Source organism: Thioclava sp. GXIMD2076, assembly GCF_037949795.1.
In the GTDB taxonomy this organism is placed as follows: Bacteria; Pseudomonadota; Alphaproteobacteria; order Rhodobacterales; family Rhodobacteraceae; genus Thioclava; species Thioclava kandeliae.
The window spans coordinates 1,507,986-1,524,220 of sequence record NZ_CP149932.1 but is presented as its reverse complement, the minus strand read 5'-3'; the positions used below and the strand labels follow the sequence as shown (position 1 = coordinate 1,524,220).

General features: G+C 61.2%; 16 protein-coding genes. 11 read left to right on the top strand and 5 right to left on the bottom strand.

What is annotated here, in order from left to right:
• The first annotated feature begins 37 nt into the window (after positions 1-37).
• From trpA to WDB91_RS07605, 3 genes are all read left to right on the top strand, one after another.
• On the top strand, positions 38-835 hold the full coding sequence (gene trpA, locus WDB91_RS07615) for a tryptophan synthase subunit alpha (RefSeq protein ID WP_339111981.1): 798 nt from the start codon (positions 38-40) through the stop codon (positions 833-835).
• Between the two features lie 361 nt (positions 836-1,196).
• Positions 1,197-2,360: an alpha-hydroxy acid oxidase gene (locus WDB91_RS07610; RefSeq protein WP_339111980.1), complete on the top strand. Its 1,164-nt coding sequence runs from the start codon at positions 1,197-1,199 to the stop codon at positions 2,358-2,360.
• Between the two features lie 107 nt (positions 2,361-2,467).
• Positions 2,468-3,088, top strand: a complete 621-nt coding sequence (locus WDB91_RS07605) for a 50S ribosomal protein L25/general stress protein Ctc (protein WP_339111979.1) — start codon at positions 2,468-2,470, stop codon at positions 3,086-3,088.
• 71 nt (positions 3,089-3,159) lie between these two features.
• Here the strand turns inward: WDB91_RS07605 and WDB91_RS07600 are convergent, their stop codons facing one another.
• The gene (locus WDB91_RS07600; RefSeq protein ID WP_339111978.1) at positions 3,160-3,567 is read right to left on the bottom strand and encodes a rhodanese-like domain-containing protein; all 408 of its coding nucleotides are present in this window, start codon (positions 3,565-3,567) and stop codon (positions 3,160-3,162) included.
• A gap of 65 nt (positions 3,568-3,632) precedes the next feature.
• Here WDB91_RS07600 and ftrA point away from each other — a divergent pair, with 65 nt between their 5' ends.
• Together ftrA and pth are read left to right on the top strand one after the other, a co-directional pair.
• The gene (gene ftrA / locus WDB91_RS07595) at positions 3,633-4,643 is read left to right on the top strand and encodes a transcriptional regulator FtrA (protein ID WP_339111977.1); all 1,011 of its coding nucleotides are present in this window, start codon (positions 3,633-3,635) and stop codon (positions 4,641-4,643) included.
• Between the two features lie 61 nt (positions 4,644-4,704).
• Positions 4,705-5,409, top strand: a complete 705-nt coding sequence (gene pth, locus WDB91_RS07590; protein ID WP_339111976.1) for an aminoacyl-tRNA hydrolase — start codon at positions 4,705-4,707, stop codon at positions 5,407-5,409.
• Between the two features lie 56 nt (positions 5,410-5,465).
• On the opposite strand, the gene WDB91_RS07585 is transcribed toward pth, so the two are convergent.
• Entirely contained in the window at positions 5,466-5,900 is a 435-nt protein-coding gene (locus tag WDB91_RS07585; RefSeq protein ID WP_339111975.1) for a VOC family protein, read from the bottom strand.
• Between the two features lie 190 nt (positions 5,901-6,090).
• Here WDB91_RS07585 and thyX point away from each other — a divergent pair, with 190 nt between their 5' ends.
• Both thyX and WDB91_RS07575 read left to right on the top strand, forming a co-directional pair.
• Positions 6,091-7,005 (top strand): FAD-dependent thymidylate synthase, encoded by a 915-nt coding sequence (thyX, locus tag WDB91_RS07580; protein ID WP_339111974.1) that lies wholly within the window; start codon positions 6,091-6,093, stop codon positions 7,003-7,005.
• Positions 7,005-7,430 carry a DUF1810 domain-containing protein gene (locus tag WDB91_RS07575; protein WP_339111973.1) on the top strand — a complete coding sequence of 142 codons (426 nt, stop codon included), beginning with the start codon at positions 7,005-7,007 and terminating at the stop codon, positions 7,428-7,430. Before thyX ends, WDB91_RS07575 begins: the two co-directional genes overlap by 1 nt.
• 238 nt (positions 7,431-7,668) lie before the next feature.
• Here WDB91_RS07575 and WDB91_RS07570 read toward each other — a convergent pair whose 3' ends face one another.
• Together WDB91_RS07570 and betC are read right to left on the bottom strand one after the other, a co-directional pair.
• Positions 7,669-8,511, bottom strand: coding sequence for an alpha/beta hydrolase (locus tag WDB91_RS07570; RefSeq protein WP_339111972.1), 843 nt, complete (start codon positions 8,509-8,511; stop codon positions 7,669-7,671).
• Between the two features lie 104 nt (positions 8,512-8,615).
• Positions 8,616-10,124 (bottom strand): choline-sulfatase, encoded by a 1,509-nt coding sequence (gene betC / locus WDB91_RS07565; protein ID WP_339111971.1) that lies wholly within the window; start codon positions 10,122-10,124, stop codon positions 8,616-8,618.
• A 186-nt stretch (positions 10,125-10,310) separates the two neighbouring features.
• Between betC and choX the strand changes: the two genes are divergently transcribed.
• The 4 genes from choX to WDB91_RS07545 all read left to right on the top strand — a co-directional run bounded on the left by choX (position 10,311) and on the right by WDB91_RS07545 (position 15,157).
• Positions 10,311-11,231, top strand: coding sequence for a choline ABC transporter substrate-binding protein (choX, locus tag WDB91_RS07560; protein WP_339111970.1), 921 nt, complete (start codon positions 10,311-10,313; stop codon positions 11,229-11,231).
• Between the two features lie 282 nt (positions 11,232-11,513).
• Positions 11,514-12,749: an aromatic ring-hydroxylating dioxygenase subunit alpha gene (locus tag WDB91_RS07555; RefSeq protein WP_339111969.1), complete on the top strand. Its 1,236-nt coding sequence runs from the start codon at positions 11,514-11,516 to the stop codon at positions 12,747-12,749.
• Positions 12,750-12,753: 4 nt separating this feature from the next.
• Entirely contained in the window at positions 12,754-13,824 is a 1,071-nt protein-coding gene (locus tag WDB91_RS07550) for a hybrid-cluster NAD(P)-dependent oxidoreductase (RefSeq protein WP_339111968.1), read from the top strand.
• A gap of 301 nt (positions 13,825-14,125) precedes the next feature.
• Positions 14,126-15,157: an autotransporter domain-containing protein gene (locus tag WDB91_RS07545; RefSeq protein ID WP_339111967.1), complete on the top strand. Its 1,032-nt coding sequence runs from the start codon at positions 14,126-14,128 to the stop codon at positions 15,155-15,157.
• Here WDB91_RS07545 and WDB91_RS07540 read toward each other — a convergent pair whose 3' ends face one another.
• The gene (locus tag WDB91_RS07540) at positions 15,158-16,234 is read right to left on the bottom strand and encodes a DUF1513 domain-containing protein (RefSeq protein WP_339111966.1); all 1,077 of its coding nucleotides are present in this window, start codon (positions 16,232-16,234) and stop codon (positions 15,158-15,160) included. It lies immediately after the preceding gene.
• Between the last annotated feature and the right edge of the window lies 1 nt (position 16,235).

The window sequence follows — 16,235 nt, the reverse complement described above, 5'->3', positions numbered from 1 at the left end:
TTACGCGAAAAGAGGCGCAAAGATCAGGGAGCATGTCATGGAAACCACCCGCATCGACGCAAAATTCGCAGCGCTCAAGGCCGAAGGTAAAAAGGCCTTTGTCGCCTATATCATGGGTGGCGATCCCGATGTGGAACGCTCGCTCGATGTGATGAAGGCGCTGCCGGGTGCGGGCGTGGATATCATCGAACTGGGCATGCCCTTCACCGATCCGATGGCCGATGGCTCGACCATCCAGCTTGCAGGACAGCGCGCGCTCGATGGCGGCATGACACTGCAGAAGACGCTGGATATGGCCGCCGAGTTCCGCAAGACCGACACTGTGACCCCGATCGTGATGATGGGCTATTACAACCCGATCTATTCGCGCGGTGTGGACAGGTTCCTGGCGGATGCGAAAGCCGCCGGGATCGACGGGCTGATCGTGGTGGATCTGCCGCCCGAGGAAGATAGCGAGCTGTGCCTTCCGGCGCAGGCGGCAGGGATCAACTTTATCCGGCTGGCAACCCCCACCACCGATGCGAAACGCCTGCCCAAGGTGCTGCAGAACACCTCCGGTTTCGTCTATTATGTCTCGGTGACGGGCATCACCGGAGGCGCTGCCGCGCAGGCTGCGGATGTGGCGCCCGAAGTGGCACGGATCAAGGCATCGACCGATCTGCCAGTGATCGTTGGCTTCGGGATCAACACTCCGGAGGCCGCGCGCGAGATCGCCGCGATTGCCGATGGCTGTGTCGTGGGCTCGGCCATCGTGAAACAGGTCGCCGAGGGCAAGCCCGCAGCCGAGGTTGCGGAATTTGTGGCCTCTCTGGCGGGCGGCGCGCATTCGGCCTGATCTATGACGCGTGGCGCACGGGTGCGGGGGCTCTGCCCCCGGCGCCTGAGCGGCGCCTCCCCCGGGATATTTGAGGACGCTGGAAAACCAGAGGCACCCGGGCATATCGACCGTCATCTGCTGTCCCCGACGGAGCAGTCCCGGATGCCTCTTCTTCCATCGTCACGGTCATCGGCGTCCCCGCCTATGCCGCCCGATCAGATTGGGACATTCGCCTTAAAATTGCATTACTGTTTCTGTGACGGAAACGAAATCCGGGACCGAATACGCCTGATCGCACGACAGCCATGCAGAAATGGCCGATTGCCCTGCACGAGCTGCATTGCTAAGCCTCCTACAAACTTATCGGGAGTGCATTTTCATGGCCGTTATCACCTGCATCGACGATCTCAAGCGCCTTCATAAGCGCCGCACGCCGAAGATGTTCTATGATTATGCCGAGAGTGGCTCCTATACGGAACAGACCTTCCGCGAGAATACCAGCGATTTCGAGAAGATCCGTCTGCGCCAGAAAGTGGCCGTGGATATGGAGGGGCGCTCGAGCGCGACCAAGATGATCGGGCGCGATGTGACCATGCCGGTGGCGCTGGCGCCCGTGGGCCTGACAGGGATGCAGCGCGCCGATGGCGAGATCAAGGCGGCGCGGGCGGCCGAGAAGGCCGGTGTGCCCTTCACGCTCTCGACCATGTCGATCTGTTCGATCGAGGATGTGGCCGCCCATACGACCGATCCGTTCTGGTTCCAGCTCTATGTGATGAAGGACGAGGAGTTCGTCGATGCCACGTTGGAACGTGCGAAGAAGGCGGGATGCTCAGCACTGGTGCTGACGCTCGATCTGCAAATCCTCGGCCAGCGGCATAAGGATCTCAAGAACGGGCTGACCGCCCCGCCCAAGCTAACCCTGCCGGTGTTGATGGATATGGCGACCAAATGGCAATGGGGGATGGAGATGCTACAGACCAAGCGGCGCTTCTTCGGCAATATCGTGGGTCACGCGAAGGGCGTGGGCGATGCTTCGAGCCTGAGCAGCTGGACCGCCGAGCAATTCGACCCCAAGCTCGACTGGTCGAAGATCGCCCGTATCCGCGACCAATGGGGCGGCAAGCTGATCCTGAAGGGGATACTCGACGAGGATGATGCGCGTCTGGCCCGTGACTTCGGTGCCGATGCGATGATCGTGTCGAACCATGGCGGACGACAGCTTGACGGGGCGCTGAGCGCCATCCGCATGCTGCCGCGCATCCGCGAGGCAGTTGGACCCGGAATGGAGATTTTCATGGATAGCGGGATCCGCTCGGGGCAGGATGTGCTCAAGGCCCTGGCACTCGGGGCAGATGCGACCTTTATCGGGCGCGCTTTCATCCATGGCCTGGGGGCTCTGGGCGAGGAAGGCGTGACCAAAGCACTCGACATCATCCGCAAGGAGCTGGATATCACCATGGCGCTCTGCGGCGAGAAAGACGTGCACGATCTGGGCCGTCACAATCTTCTGCTGCCCCGCGGGTTCATGGAAGAATACGTCTGAGCGGGTGTTTTGGGCTTGCCATAAAGGGGATTCTCGCCTAATGGCAGGCGCTCATGGGTCGCACCCTTGGAGGCGGCCCTTTTACATTCCATATCGGAGATAGCAAAATGGCAAAAGAGATCGAAACGATCGAAGCCGTCGTGCGTTCGGGGACGGGCAAGGGGGCCGCTCGCGCAGCACGTCGTGAGGGCAAAGTACCTGCAATCGTTTATGGCGACGGCAAAGAACCGCTGGCACTGAACCTCGAGTTCAACCCGCTTCTGACCCGTCTGCGCAAAGGCCGCTTCCTGTCGACCCTGTTCAACCTGAAGGTCGAAGGTCAGGAAGACGTCCGCGTGATCTGCCGCGGCGTTCAAAAAGACGTCGTCAAGGACCTGCCGACCCACGTCGACTTCATGCGTACCCACCGCAACTCGCGCATCGCACTCTTCGTGCATGTCGAGTTCGAGAACCACGAAGCCGCACCGGGCCTCAAGCGCGGTGGCGTTCTGACCGTCGTGCGTCAGGAAGTCGAGCTGGAAGTTCTGGCGGGTGATATTCCGGAGCAGATCGTTGTCGACCTGACCGGTCGCAAGATCGGCGACGTGATCCACATCTCCGACGTGACGCTGCCCAATGGCGCGAAACCGACCATCGAGCGTGACTTCGTCATCGCGAACATCGCAGCGCCCAAGGGCCTTGCCGGTGGCGACGACGAGGAAGCCGAAGGCGAAGCAGCAGCCGAATAAGCTGCTGGAAGACATCTGTCTTACGGAACGCGGGGCCAATGCCCCGCGTTTTGCATTGGGTATTAGGGGTATCAGGCCAGAGCCGCCTCGCCCGCGAAGGCGAACCCCTCATACTCCCAGCCCATCAGCCCGCCCAGCATGATCTTCACCGGCCGACGGAGCCGTGCGAAGGCGAGCGCCGCCTGCTCGGCCGCGTTGCAATGGGGGCCGGAGCAATAGACCACGAAGAGCGTGTCCTGCGGATAGGAGGCCAGAGCCTCGGCCGAGATGGTCCGGTGCGGCATGAACACGGCATCAGGGATATGGCGGCGCGCATAGGTGGCGGGCGTGCCCATCGCATGGATCAGCACAAACCCCGCATCCCCGCCGGACATGGCGGCATGGACATCCGAACAATCGGTATGCAGGGCGCATTGGCGCTCGAGAAGGGTCACGATATCGGCGGAAGCGACGGGCGGGCGGGACAGGACTGCATTCATTTCAAATCTCCTTGCAATGATGATGCCAGATTGCCAGACGGATCGGGTTGCCGTAAGCTGGCAAAATGACAACGCCAGATAATATCCTGCCATTTATTTCCCTCCGCCCGATCCCCAACAATCTGGTGGTTGCCCTGATCTATGACGGACTCTGCACGTTCGAATTCGGCGTCACGGCCGAGATCTTCGGCCTGCCGCGCCCCGAGATGGGGCCGGACTGGTACCGGTTCCGCACGGCTGCAGTCGAGCCGGGCCCATTACGCGCCCATGGCGGATTGATGGTCAGCACGGATGGCGGGCTGGAGCTGTTAGACGATGCAGGGCTCATCGTCATTCCCGGCTGGAAAGGGGTCAACACCCCTGCCTCACCCGAGCTGGTCGCGGCGCTCATCGCCGCCCATGCGCGGGGGGCGCGGATTGCCACGATCTGCTCGGGCGCCTATATTCTGGCCCAGACAGGGTTGCTCGATGGCCATAGCGCCACCACCCATTGGCGCTATGCCGACGATTTCGCAGCGCGTTTTCCGCAAGTGACCATGCGGGCCGACAATCTCTATACCGATGATGCGCCGCTCTATACCTCGGCGGGGTCGGCTGCAGGGCTGGATCTGGGCCTGCACATCGTGCGGCAGGATTTCGGGCCGGAGGCGGCCAATTCGGTCGCCCGCCGTCTGGTGATCGCCTCGCATCGCGATGGCGGGCAGAACCAGTTCCTGCCCCGCCCCGTGCCGCGCGCGACCGAGGCTGACAAAATCGCCCCCCTTCTCGACCGGCTTCGCCAGAACCTGCATCACACCCCCACGATCGCCGCGCTTGCCAAAAGCTGCGCGATGAGCCAGCGCACCTTCCTGCGCCGGTTCGAGGAAGCCACGGGCACCACCCCGATCCGCTTCCTGATCGAGGAGCGGCTGCAACTGGCCGCTCACCTTCTGGAGCGCCCCGAGGCCGGCATGGAAGAGATCGCCGCGCAATGCGGCTTTGCCTCTAGCGCGCTCCTGCGCCACCATTTCCGCAAACGTTACGGCCTGCCCCCCGCCGCATGGCGGCAGCGTTTCGGGCAGGCACAGGGCAGTTAGGGGTTTTCTCCGCAGGCGCGCTGGCCTATCTCGAGGGGCAACAGGACCGAAGGAAGACGACATGCAACTCTGGGTGGGCCTCGGCAATCCGGGCGCGAAATATGCGGCAACGCGGCACAATATCGGCTTTATGGCGCTGGACCGGATTGCCGATGATCACGGTTTCGGCCCGTGGAAATCGAAGTTCCAGGGCCAGATCAGCGAAGGGCGGCTGGGCTCGGAACGCATCGTGCTCCTCAAGCCAGAGACCTTCATGAACAATTCCGGCCAATCGGTGCGGGCGGCGGCGGATTTCTACAAATTCACCGTGGCGGATCTGACCGTCTTCCATGACGAGCTGGATCTGGCGCCGGGCAAGTGCCGCCTGAAACAGGGCGGCGGCCATGCGGGCCATAACGGGCTGCGCTCGATCCATGCGCATCTGGCGCCCGAGTATCAGCGCGTGCGGCTCGGCATCGGCCATCCGGGTCATAAGGACCGCGTGGCGGGCTATGTGCTGGCCGATTTTGCCAAGGCCGAGCAGGAGATGCTGGATGATCTGATGCGCGGCCTCTCGGACGGGGCGGCGGCACTGGCGGCGGGCGACCGGCAGAAATTCCTCAATGCCGTCAGCCTGCGCACGGCCCCGCCGCGCAGCTCGACCGGAAATCACCCCGAAAAGGCCCAGACCGCAAAGACCCAGACCGAACGTCCTGCCAAACCAGCGCCGGATCCGGAAGACTCCCGCTCGCCGCTGGAGAAGCTGAAAGACAAGTTCGGGAAATGAGATCGGGCGCCCCTTTCGCGTAGAGAGAGCGCCCGTTTCGATGAGGCGTGAGTTGCTTACCAGTGGCCGGTATTTTCCATGCTGGCCCAAGGCTCGGCCGGCGCCAGCGCATCCCCCATCTGCAACAGCTCGATCGACACATTGTCAGGAGAGCGGACAAAGGCCATATGGCCGTCGCGCGGGGGACGGTTGATCGTGATGCCCGCCTCCTGCAGCTTGGCGCACATGTCGTAGATATTCTCGACCTTATAGGCCAGATGCCCGAAATGGCGGCTATCGGAGGGCAGCCCCGTATCGCCATCCCAATTCCATGTCAGCTCCACATCGGCACGGCCATCAGCCTGATCGGGCGGGCACATGAACACCAGCGTGAAACGGCCCTTCTCGTTTTCCACGCGGCGCCGCTCGACCAGACCCAGCAGCTCGAAAAATGCCTTGGTCTTCTCCAGATCCAGAACGCGGACCATCGTGTGTAGATATTCGACCTTCATGAGGGCCTCCTTTCGTTAAAGCGCAACCTAGCTTATGAACAGGCAGCGGCAAGACGTTTCCGTAAACGCGGCCGCCCTTCGCACTTGGCCAATTCTTCCTTTCCGCGTAACAGGAGGGGGACTCGGCATCCCGGACGATTCTACGCTCCGGCGCGCCGACGGAGAGATTGCCCATCGACTGGAGACCGCCATGACGCTTACCCCCGAACAGCATGCCGAAATCGAGGAACAGCGTTCGCTGTCACAGCCGACCCGCCGTGCTGTCTCCCCCGGCATGGAAGAGCGTCTCTATACCGCGCATCCGGTGCTCGATCACGGACTGGTCCGCGTCATCGACTACATGGGCGACGACAGTGCCATCACGCAGGCCGCGCGTGTCAGCTATGGCCGCGGCACCAAGAAGGTCTCCGATGACCGCGGGTTGATCCGCTATCTGATGCGCCACTGGCACTCCACGCCATTCGAGATGTGCGAAGTGAAGTTCCATGTAAAACTTCCGGTCTTCGTTGCGCGCCAATGGATCCGCCACCGCACCGCGAACGTCAATGAATACTCGGCGCGCTATTCGATTCTGGACCGCGAGTTCTACATTCCCGAACCCGACAAACTGGCGGCGCAATCCACGGTGAACCATCAGGGGCGTGGCGCGGTCCTGCAGGGCGAGGAAGCCGCCCGCGTGCTCGATATCCTGCGCGAGGACGCGATGCGCTCCTATGACCATTACGAGGACATGCTGACGCCCGATGCGGAGGCTGGCAAACAGGGTCTGGCCCGTGAGCTGGCACGGATGAACCTGCCGATGAACACCTATACCCAATGGTACTGGAAGGTCGATCTGCACAACCTCTTCCATTTCCTGCGCCTGCGCGCCGATGCCCATGCGCAATACGAGATCCGCGCCTATGCCGATACGATGTGCGAGATCGTCAAGGACTGGGTGCCCGCGGCCTATGAGGCGTTCGAGGATTACCGTCTGGGCGGGGTCAACCTGTCGGGCCGCGCGGTCGAGGTGCTCAAGCGCCGTCTGGCGGGCGAGACGGTAACCGCCGAGACCTCGGGCATGTCCAAGGGCGAATGGCGCGAATTCGAAGCCGTCTGGGGCTGATGCCGGGCCTTGCTCGATTTCTGAAAGAACAGGAGCGCGACTATCCGGTCGCGCTCTCCGAATTGCGGGCGGGCCGCAAACGCGGCCATTGGATGTGGTGGATCTTCCCGCAGCTCGCCGCCCTCGGCGTCTCGCCAAGATCGAAGGATTTCGGGCTTGAGGATATGGCCGAAGCCACCGCCTATCTCGACAACATGACTTTGCAAACCCGGTTAACAGAAGCCTGCGAGGCGGTTCTGTCTCATCGGGATCAGGAGATAGAACAGATCCTGGGCACAATCGATGCACGCAAATTGCGCTCGTCGATGACCCTTTTCGAAGCCGCGGAAACACTCTCCAGCTCGGACAGCAGCGCCATTTTTACTCGTGTGCTTGTCACCTTTTACAATGGCAGCCGCTGCCCTCGCACGCTCGAGCGGCTTTAACATCCGAAGCCGGAACCAGAGCTTCGGGGCACTCATAACAAGAAACAGACCAGCTTACTGATTACGCACAAACCACAGAACTTGTTAAGTGCGACGGGGGAATGACTGGTGAACAAGAGACGCGATACACCCCCGCCGCAACCTCGCGCGTTTCAGCTGAGGCAAGGACTTTCTAGCAGACCGATAGACATTTTGTAAAATTGAAATTAAATATGTGCTTAATTTTCAGTTACTTAGCTTAATCACCATGAGCCAGCTTGCCAACCCATGTTGATAATGCCTGCAAGGCTTCGGGTTCGTCCAGGAACGGAATATGCGCCCGATCCGGCACATCGGCAAAGATCATAGCGGGTTTGAGCTGCTGCATTCTGGCCGCGGTATCGGCGCTCAACAGGCGGGAATTTGACCCGCGAATCAATAAAAGCGGAAGCTCTCCAAAGGCTTCGAAGAAGGGCCACGCTTCAGGCAGGTCTCCCTTGAAGTCTTTCAGGAAGGGGTCGCGCAATGCGGGGTCATAGCGCAGCTGCAGCCCGCTGCCGGTTTCGATATACTGGTTGCGGACCTCCTGTGCCCAGCGCCGCGCTGGCACATTTGCAAAGCCTGTCATCAGCTCGGGCAGACGGGCGGCCAGCGCATCATAGGTCTTGGGTGCGGGATTGCGCCCGAGATAGTCGAAGATCGCGTTCAGCCCCTCCATCTCCAGCTTGGGGCCGACATCATTGAGCGCCGCGCCCAGAAGCCTGTCAGGCGCCACGGCTGCCAGATACATCGCAATCAGCCCGCCGCGCGACGTGCCCAGCACTGCTGCTTTCGCGATCCCGAGATGTGCCAGAAGCCCCAGCGCATCCGCGCCTTCCTGTGGCACGGTATAAGTTTCGGCACCGCTGAAGTCCGACTGCCCCCGCCCGCGATAGTCCATGCGGATCAGACGCACGCCCATCGCCAGAAGATGCGGGGCGACATAGTCGAAATCGGCCATATTGCGGGTCAGGCCGGTGAGCGCCAGTATCGGCACCCCCTGCCCCTCATCGCGATAGGCGAGCCTCGCGCCATCAGATGCCGTGAAGAAATGCGTCGTCATGAAACCCTCCGTGTTGGCTGTGCACAGGATAGGCCGCCGCCGGCAAAGCGCCACGAAAAAGGGGCGGTCTCCCGCCCCCCTCGCTTCACGACCCGGTCAACCGCTCAATCGCCCCGCGGGAAGCGCTTGTTGGATTCCAGCACATTGAGGTCCATGTGATTGCGCATATAGGCCTCCGACGCATCCTTCAGCGGCTGGTAATCCCACGGGTAATAGCCGCCCTGACGCAGCGCGTCGTAAACCACCCAGCGCCGCGCCTGGGACGCGCGCACATCGCCATCATAGCGCTCCAGATCCCACCGCGCCGCGGCCTCGGCCTTCATCGCCTGATAGGCCTCAGCATGGGCAGGATCGCCCGCGAGGTTGACCAGCTCGTGCGGGTCGGCCCCCAGATGGAAGAACTGGTCGGGATCGAGCTTGCACAGGTTCAGCTTGTAATCACCCTTACGCAGGGAAACGAGCGGCGCATAGGAGCCTTCGGCGGCATATTCCATCTTCACCGCCGATTCGCGCGTGCCGCCATTGGCCAGAGTCACGAGAGATTCGCCATCGAGCCACGGCGCGATCTCCTCCAGATCGATCCCCGCCAGATCACAGAGCGTCGGCGTCACGTCGATGGTCGAGACGGGCGTCTCGACGAGCTTCGGCTCCACCCCGCTGGCCGCCATCATCAAAGGCACCCGCGCCGAGCCCTCGTAGAAGTTCATCTTGAACCACAGCCCGCGCTCGCCCAGCATATCGCCATGATCCGACACGAAGAGGATGATCGCCTCTTGGCCGGTGCTCTCCAGCGCCTCCATGATCTCGCCGATCTTGTCGTCGCAATAGGAGATATTGGCGAAATAGGCGCGGCGGGATTCGCGGATATTGTCTTCCGTAATATTGAAGTTGCGCCAGTCATTGGCATCAAAGATACGCTTGGAATGGTTGTCCTGATTGTCGTAGCCCATATCCGGCACGGTGGGCAGCAGATGCTCGCAATCCTCGTAGAGATCCCAATATTTCTTGCGGGCCACATAGGGATCATGCGGGTGGGTCATGCTGACGGTCAGCATCCACGGACGTGCGTCCAGACCACGCGCCAGATCATAGACCTTCATCTTGGCTTCATGGGCAACATTATCGTCATATTCCAGCTGGTTGGAAATCTCCCCTACGCCTGCGCCTGTGACCGATCCCATGTTGTGATACCACCAGTCGATCCGCTCGCCAGGCTTGCGGTAATCCGGCGTCCAGCCGAAATCGGCAGGGTAGATGTCGGTGGTCAGACGTTGTTCGAACCCGTGCAGCTGGTCGGGACCTACAAAGTGCATCTTTCCCGAAAGGCAGGTCTGATAGCCCGCGCGGCGCAGATGGTGTGCAAAGGTCGGGATGTCCGATCGGAACTCGGCCGCGTTGTCATAGACACCCGTCGAGCTGGGCAATTGCCCCGACATAAATGCCGCACGCCCCGGTGCGCAGAGCGGCGAGCCGGTATAGGCATTTGCAAAGCGCACCGACCGCGCCGCGAGCTTTTTGAGATTCGGCGCGTGCAGCCACTCTGCCGGACCATCGGGGAACAGGGTACCGTTGAGCTGATCCACCATGAAGATCAGGATATTCGGTTGCGACATTTAAAAGGGCTCTCTTTGTTAGAGTGAAAGATCGGCGCCTGCCCAGAAAGCGGGCGCAAAGCGGTCCTGTGAGGTCAATCTGGAAACTCTCCACCGGAACCATGACAAAAACTGATTGCCATGCTAACGTAGGAATGCACTAATTGACTCGTCAATCAAAAAAACACGAAGACAACGGGAGTACAAATGAAAGCCAAGTTTCTGGGCGGCCTCACCGCCTCCGTCATCGCCCTTAACGCCGCTGCCGCTTTTGCCGATTGCGGCACCGTGCGTTTCTCGGATGTCGGCTGGACGGATATTACCGCCACCACCGAGACCGCCAATGAAATCCTGACCGCGCTCGGCTATGACGTGGAAGTCAATGTGCTCGGCGTGCCGGTCACCTTCTCGTCGCTGGCCTCGAACGATATCGATGTCTTCCTCGGCAACTGGATGCCCGCACAGCAGGCCGCCATCGGCCCCTATCTCGACAAGGGCGAAATCGATGTGGTCGCGACCAACCTGACCGGCACCAACTATACGCTGGCCGTGCCGACCTATCTCTATGACAAGGGCCTGCATACTTATGCCGACATCCAGAAATTCGGCGACGAGCTGGATCACAAGATCTATGGCATCGAGCCGGGTAACGAAGGCAATGGCTATCTGATGGACCTGACCGAAAAGGGCGGTGTCCTCGAGGGCTTCCAGATCGTCGAAAGCTCCGAGCAGGGTATGCTCGCGCAGGTTGGCCGCCTCTACCCCAAGAAGGAAGCCGTGGTCTTCCTTGGCTGGGCGCCCCACCCGATGAACTCTACCTATGACCTCAAGTATCTGACCGGCGGCGAAGATTTCTTCGGCGGCGAAGGCACCGTGCAGACTGTCACCCGCAAGGGCTATGTGGAAGAATGCCCCAATGTCGGCAAGCTTCTGCAGAACATGAAGTTCACCCTGCCGATGGAAAACGAGATCATGGGCGCGATCCTCAATGACGGTCAGGACCCCGACGAAGCGGTTCCGGCATGGCTCAAGGCGCATCCCGATGTCGTCACCCCGTGGCTCGAAGGTGTCACCACCAAGGATGGCAAAGAGGGTCTTCCGGTCGTGAAAGAGGCGCTGGGTCTCTGATCCCCGTCTGAGTCGTATTTGAACAAGCACGCCGCGCAAGTCCGCCTTGCGCGGCGTCTCCATTCGGGATCCCTGACCGCTAAAAATATATTAGAAACACAGATTTCCTCCAATTCTGCAGCCATGGCCCGGCGCCGAATTTTTTACGACAAGTTTACGCCTATGTCGCAAATCCCCGCGGGAGGAGTCGCAAACGCGCCGTCGTTTCCTGCCATTCCTGAGTAGTCTCATCTTATTGAAACCCACAGCCGCGCAGCACTAGCGTGCCATGGAGACAAGGCCATGCAACCCTCCGCTTCCCTCACCGAGCTTCTCGCCCGCCGTAAACCCGGCCATGCGCTCGAACAGGCCTTCTACACCTCCCCCGAGATCTACCAGACCGATCTCGAAGAGATCTGGTACAAGAACTGGCTCTTTACCGCCTCCCGCGCCGAACTGCCGAAAAAAGGCGCCTATGTCACCCATAAGGTCGGCGCCTATACGGTGATGATCGTGCGCGGCCAGGATGATGTCATCCGCGCCTTCCACAATACCTGCCGTCACCGTGGCTCCGTCATCTGCCAGCATAAGAAAGGCACCGCTGCCAAGCTGGTCTGCCCCTATCACCAATGGACCTACGAGCTGGATGGGCGCCTTCTGTGGGCGCGCGACATGGGGCCGGATTTCGACGCCTCCAAACACGGGCTCAAGCCCGTTAACTGCCGTGAAGTGGCAGGGCTCATCTATATCTGCCTCGCAGAGACCGCCCCCGATTTCGACGCCTTTGCCGAGACCGTGACGCCCTATCTGGAGGTCCACGACCTCTCCAATGCCAAGGTCGCTTTCCAGTCCACGATCATCGAGAACGGCAACTGGAAACTCGTCTGGGAAAATAACCGCGAGTGCTACCACTGCGCGGGCAACCACCCCGATCTGTGCCGCACCTATCCCGAGGATCCGACCATTACCGGCGTCAGCGCCGATGGCACCTTCCCCGAAAAGGTCGAGAACCACTTCAACCGTCTCGAGGGTATGGGCGCACCCTCGCGCTTCAAGATGGCCGATAACGGCGAATACCGCGTGGCGCGTATGCCTCTGCTGGACGGGGCCGAAAGCTACACGATGAACGGCAAGATCGCCGTGCAGAAACGTCTGGGCCGCGTGCCGGTTCTGGATGCGGGCACACTCTTGCTGTTCAACTACCCCACGACCTGGAACCACTTCCTGTCGGATCACTCGATCACCTTCCGCGTGACCCCGATCAGCCCGACCGAAACCGAGGTCACCACCACCTGGCTCGTGCACAAGGATGCGGTCGAGGGCGTGGATTACGATCTCAAGAACCTCACGACGGTCTGGGAACATACCAATGACGAGGACCGTCAGGTCGTCGAGGACAACCAGCAGGGGATCAACTCGCCCGCCTACGAGCCCGGCCCCTATTCGGCCACCCATGAGGACGGGGTGATCCAGTTCGTGAACTGGTATTGTGACACCATGGCTTCGCGGCTGGATCCCGTGAAGCTGGCAGCGGAGTAAATTGATGACCCTCATTCCCGGCGAAACCGCGATCAAGATCTGGAACGATTCGGAAGAGCTTGAATGCGTCTCGGTGCTTTCCGAGGTGCCCAATGTCATGACCTTCTGTTTTCAGGCACCTTCACGGGCAATCTTCGATTATATGCCCGGCCAGTTCCTGACCTTGGAAATTCCGGTGCCGGGCGGGCCTTTGTATCGCACCTATACGATCTCGTCATCGCCCTCGCGGCCGATGTCGATCACGGTGACGGTCAAGGCGCAGAAGGAGTCGATCGGCACCCGCTGGATGTTCGACAATCTCAAACCGGGGATGAGGATCCGCGCTATCGGCCCTGCCGGTAGCTTCACCAATGCCAATTACCCTGCCGAGAAATATCTCTTTATCTCGGCAGGCTCCGGCATCACGCCGATGATGTCGATGACGACGCAGATGTATGACCTTGGCCGCGAATGCGACATCGTCTTCGTCAATTGCGCCCGTCGTCCCTCGGAGATCATCTTCCGCGAACGGCTCGAGCATATGGCCTCGCGCGTCAGCGGCATCGATCTGAAATGGGTCGTGGAAGGCTCGGACAAATATGACCCATGGACCGGCTATCAGGGCTATTTCAACCAGTTGATGCTGGGTCTGATGGCCCCCGACTATCTGGAACGCGAAGTGTTCTGCTGTGGCCCCGAGCCGTTCATGACCGCCGTGCGCGAGGCACTGGCGGGCCTCGGCTTCGATATGGACCACTACCATCAGGAAAGCTTCGGTGCGCCCATCGAAGAGGTCCGCATCATTCCCGAGGACGAGCTGCCCGAGGAAGGCGCCGTGGCGGAGGTGGAATTCGCCGACTCGGGCGTCACCCAGAAATGCGCCGAAACCGATACCGTTCTGGCCGTGGCCCGTCAGGCAGGGCTCAACATTCCCTCGGGCTGCACGTTCGGGGTCTGCGGCACCTGCAAGATCAAGAAGGTCTCGGGCGAGGTGCATATGGTCCATAATGGCGGCATCACCGATGACGATATCGAAGAGGGTTATATCCTCGCCTGCTGCTCGAACCCGCGCGGCCACCTCGTCGTGGAAGCCTGACAGACCCGCCTCTACCGGATTGCGGGCCGCGCAGGTATCCTGCGCGGCCTTTTTTTATGGCGCAGCGCCGCTGTTCCGCTGCCCCTGCCTGAAACATCATCGTTTCTGATCACATTTCACATATCCGACCGGCAATAACTTGCCAGTGCCCCTGCGCATTTGTTACTTTTGTCCCATACCAAAAGAAAACAGACGGGCCCTCGGCCCTGCCGGAACCATGGCTGCCCAGACGGGGTGGACGGGGTCAACCGCTACGCCGACAAACCCGCCATCAGGCACGACGTAACCAGCGAGGCGTTCTATGAACAGACGGGCGCTACAGCGGGGCACCCTCCCCGCGATCATGACGGTTTTTCTTTGCGCATCCCTGTCGATGCCTCAGGCCGCCGCGAGCGAGGCCGATTTCCCGACCGCACGCGAAACCTCCGTTGCGCTTGCCGGATTGCAGAAAATGCGTCAGGACCGCCTGCTGGCCCGCCAGCCCAACGTGCTGGATTTCATGTTCGAGAACAGCAAGGAGCGTGTTTTTGACGCGCATCTGACCGACGAGCTGGGCGACCTGAGCTTCAACACCGCGAAAGGCCGCCAGAGCTGGGCGGTGGTGGAATCGAACTGGACCCGCAGCGAGAGCAGCTCGCTGCAATACAGTTTCGCGTCGCTGGGCGCACATAAGAAACTGAACAACCGTTTCTATATCGGTGCAATGGCGGAGCTGGACGCCGCAGACCGCAAGGTGGATGCTGATGCCTCGGGCGATGGCGTAGGTTTCCTGGTCGGCCCTTATCTGGCGGGCAGGCTGCCCAAAACCGAACTCGACTGGTCGATGCGCCTTCTGCACGGACGCACCAATAACCAGTTCGCCCCCGATGGCTCGATCCGCCGTGATGCCGAATCCCAACGCACCTTGTTTCAGGCGCGGATGGAGGGGAGGTTCGAGATGGGCACGACCGAGCTGACCCCCAATATCATCGCCAGCCATGTCAACGAGCTGACCGACCATTTCCGCATCGCTGATGGCACAAGGATTGATGGCGAAGAGCTGTCGCTATCGCAATTCTCGGCAGGGGTCGAATTCGCGCATCCGCTGGAAAGCAGCTGGGCGAAGATGGGGCTGACGGGGCAATTCGCGCTTGTGGCGCAACATAGCATGGGCACAGGCCTGCTGGACGAGGCCTATCCCGCGACCGACTGGTTCACCTCGCGCGTCGAGGTCGGTGTGGACATGGACCGCAAGGGGCTGGGCACGCTCAGCACCCGTTTCGGGGTCGATGGGGTCGAGGGGGATCTGACCGATCAGATCCATCTCTCGTTGATGTTCGAGCGCAAGCTCTGATCAGACCCCGATCGGGATCAGGTGGTTATCCCATGCCACGTCCGAGCGTTTGAACGGTGTGATACCGTCTCGGGTGATCTGCGAGACAAGCCCCGCACCATCGGTGGCAGTGAAGCCACCCTGCGCACAGACACCTAGACCACAGACATCGGCACGGCGCACCGACCAGAGCGCCTCGCCTTCGGCCGAATAGGCCTGCACCATGCCACCACGCGGGCTGGTGATGGCCACCTCGCGGCCCGCGCGGCCAAAGGCCACCGATCCGGCATAGCCCTTCATGGCGAATTCCTCACCGGGCAGCGGCTCGGCAAGCACCGCCTTCCGCCCGCGGTCATGCAGCCCTAGGAGCGGCACGGGCTCCATCAGATCGCCCTGCCATTGCATGCAGAACGCCACCCGCCCGTCACTGCGCACCGACAGGTGACGGATCGAGTTCTTCCACAGATCGGGCTCCAGCTCGACCACCTCCAGCACTTCGCCCTCGGGCGAGAGGTAGCTCAGGTTCGGGCGCATGGTCTCGATGTTCAGCGGCGTGCGATCCGTCGGATCGGTCTGGATCCCGCCATTGGCCACCACCAGAACCTCTTGCCCCGGCAGGCGCAGGATCTCGTGCGGGCCGATCCCGTTCGAGGCAAACTCGCCAACCCGCTGATAGCCGCGCGCCACATCCCAGATCCCGATCCGGCCCTCGGAGCCTTCGGCCACCACTTCGGAGGTATAAAGCCGTGTGCCATCGCCCGAAAACGCACCATGACCGTTGAACTGCCGCCCCTCCGGCGGGGTCAGCCGCGCGACCAGCCCGCCGGTTACACAGTCAATCACCAACGCAAACACACCGGGACGGCGAGCAAAGGCCACCGCCTCGGGGCGCTCGGGATGGGCGGTCGCGGCATGGCCACGTCCGGGGAGTGGCTGCGAAAAGATCTGCGTCCCATCCGCCGCAAGCCCCCAGATCGCATAGCTCCCGTCGGGCGCTTTGGCCGCCGCCAGAAAAGCGGGGCTGCCTGCATCGGCCCAGCTAAGCCGCGGGACTGTCGCCGCAGCGGCAAGGCTGGCAAGGAAATGGCGTCGTTTCATA

Excerpts from the sequence above, each read along its gene's own strand:
- trpA (WP_339111981.1), top strand. The coding sequence starts at position 38 with ATGGAAACCACCCGCATCGACGCAAAATTCGCAGCGCTCAAGGCCGAA.
- WDB91_RS07610 (WP_339111980.1), top strand. The coding sequence starts at position 1,197 with ATGGCCGTTATCACCTGCATCGACGATCTCAAGCGCCTTCATAAGCGC.
- WDB91_RS07605 (WP_339111979.1), top strand. The coding sequence starts at position 2,468 with ATGGCAAAAGAGATCGAAACGATCGAAGCCGTCGTGCGTTCGGGGACG.
- WDB91_RS07600 (WP_339111978.1), bottom strand. The coding sequence starts at position 3,567 with ATGAATGCAGTCCTGTCCCGCCCGCCCGTCGCTTCCGCCGATATCGTG.
- ftrA (WP_339111977.1), top strand. The coding sequence starts at position 3,633 with ATGACAACGCCAGATAATATCCTGCCATTTATTTCCCTCCGCCCGATC.
- pth (WP_339111976.1), top strand. The coding sequence starts at position 4,705 with ATGCAACTCTGGGTGGGCCTCGGCAATCCGGGCGCGAAATATGCGGCA.
- WDB91_RS07585 (WP_339111975.1), bottom strand. The coding sequence starts at position 5,900 with ATGAAGGTCGAATATCTACACACGATGGTCCGCGTTCTGGATCTGGAG.
- thyX (WP_339111974.1), top strand. The coding sequence starts at position 6,091 with ATGACGCTTACCCCCGAACAGCATGCCGAAATCGAGGAACAGCGTTCG.
- WDB91_RS07575 (WP_339111973.1), top strand. The coding sequence starts at position 7,005 with ATGCCGGGCCTTGCTCGATTTCTGAAAGAACAGGAGCGCGACTATCCG.
- WDB91_RS07570 (WP_339111972.1), bottom strand. The coding sequence starts at position 8,511 with ATGACGACGCATTTCTTCACGGCATCTGATGGCGCGAGGCTCGCCTAT.
- betC (WP_339111971.1), bottom strand. The coding sequence starts at position 10,124 with ATGTCGCAACCGAATATCCTGATCTTCATGGTGGATCAGCTCAACGGT.
- choX (WP_339111970.1), top strand. The coding sequence starts at position 10,311 with ATGAAAGCCAAGTTTCTGGGCGGCCTCACCGCCTCCGTCATCGCCCTT.
- WDB91_RS07555 (WP_339111969.1), top strand. The coding sequence starts at position 11,514 with ATGCAACCCTCCGCTTCCCTCACCGAGCTTCTCGCCCGCCGTAAACCC.
- WDB91_RS07550 (WP_339111968.1), top strand. The coding sequence starts at position 12,754 with ATGACCCTCATTCCCGGCGAAACCGCGATCAAGATCTGGAACGATTCG.
- WDB91_RS07545 (WP_339111967.1), top strand. The coding sequence starts at position 14,126 with ATGAACAGACGGGCGCTACAGCGGGGCACCCTCCCCGCGATCATGACG.
- WDB91_RS07540 (WP_339111966.1), bottom strand. The coding sequence starts at position 16,234 with ATGAAACGACGCCATTTCCTTGCCAGCCTTGCCGCTGCGGCGACAGTC.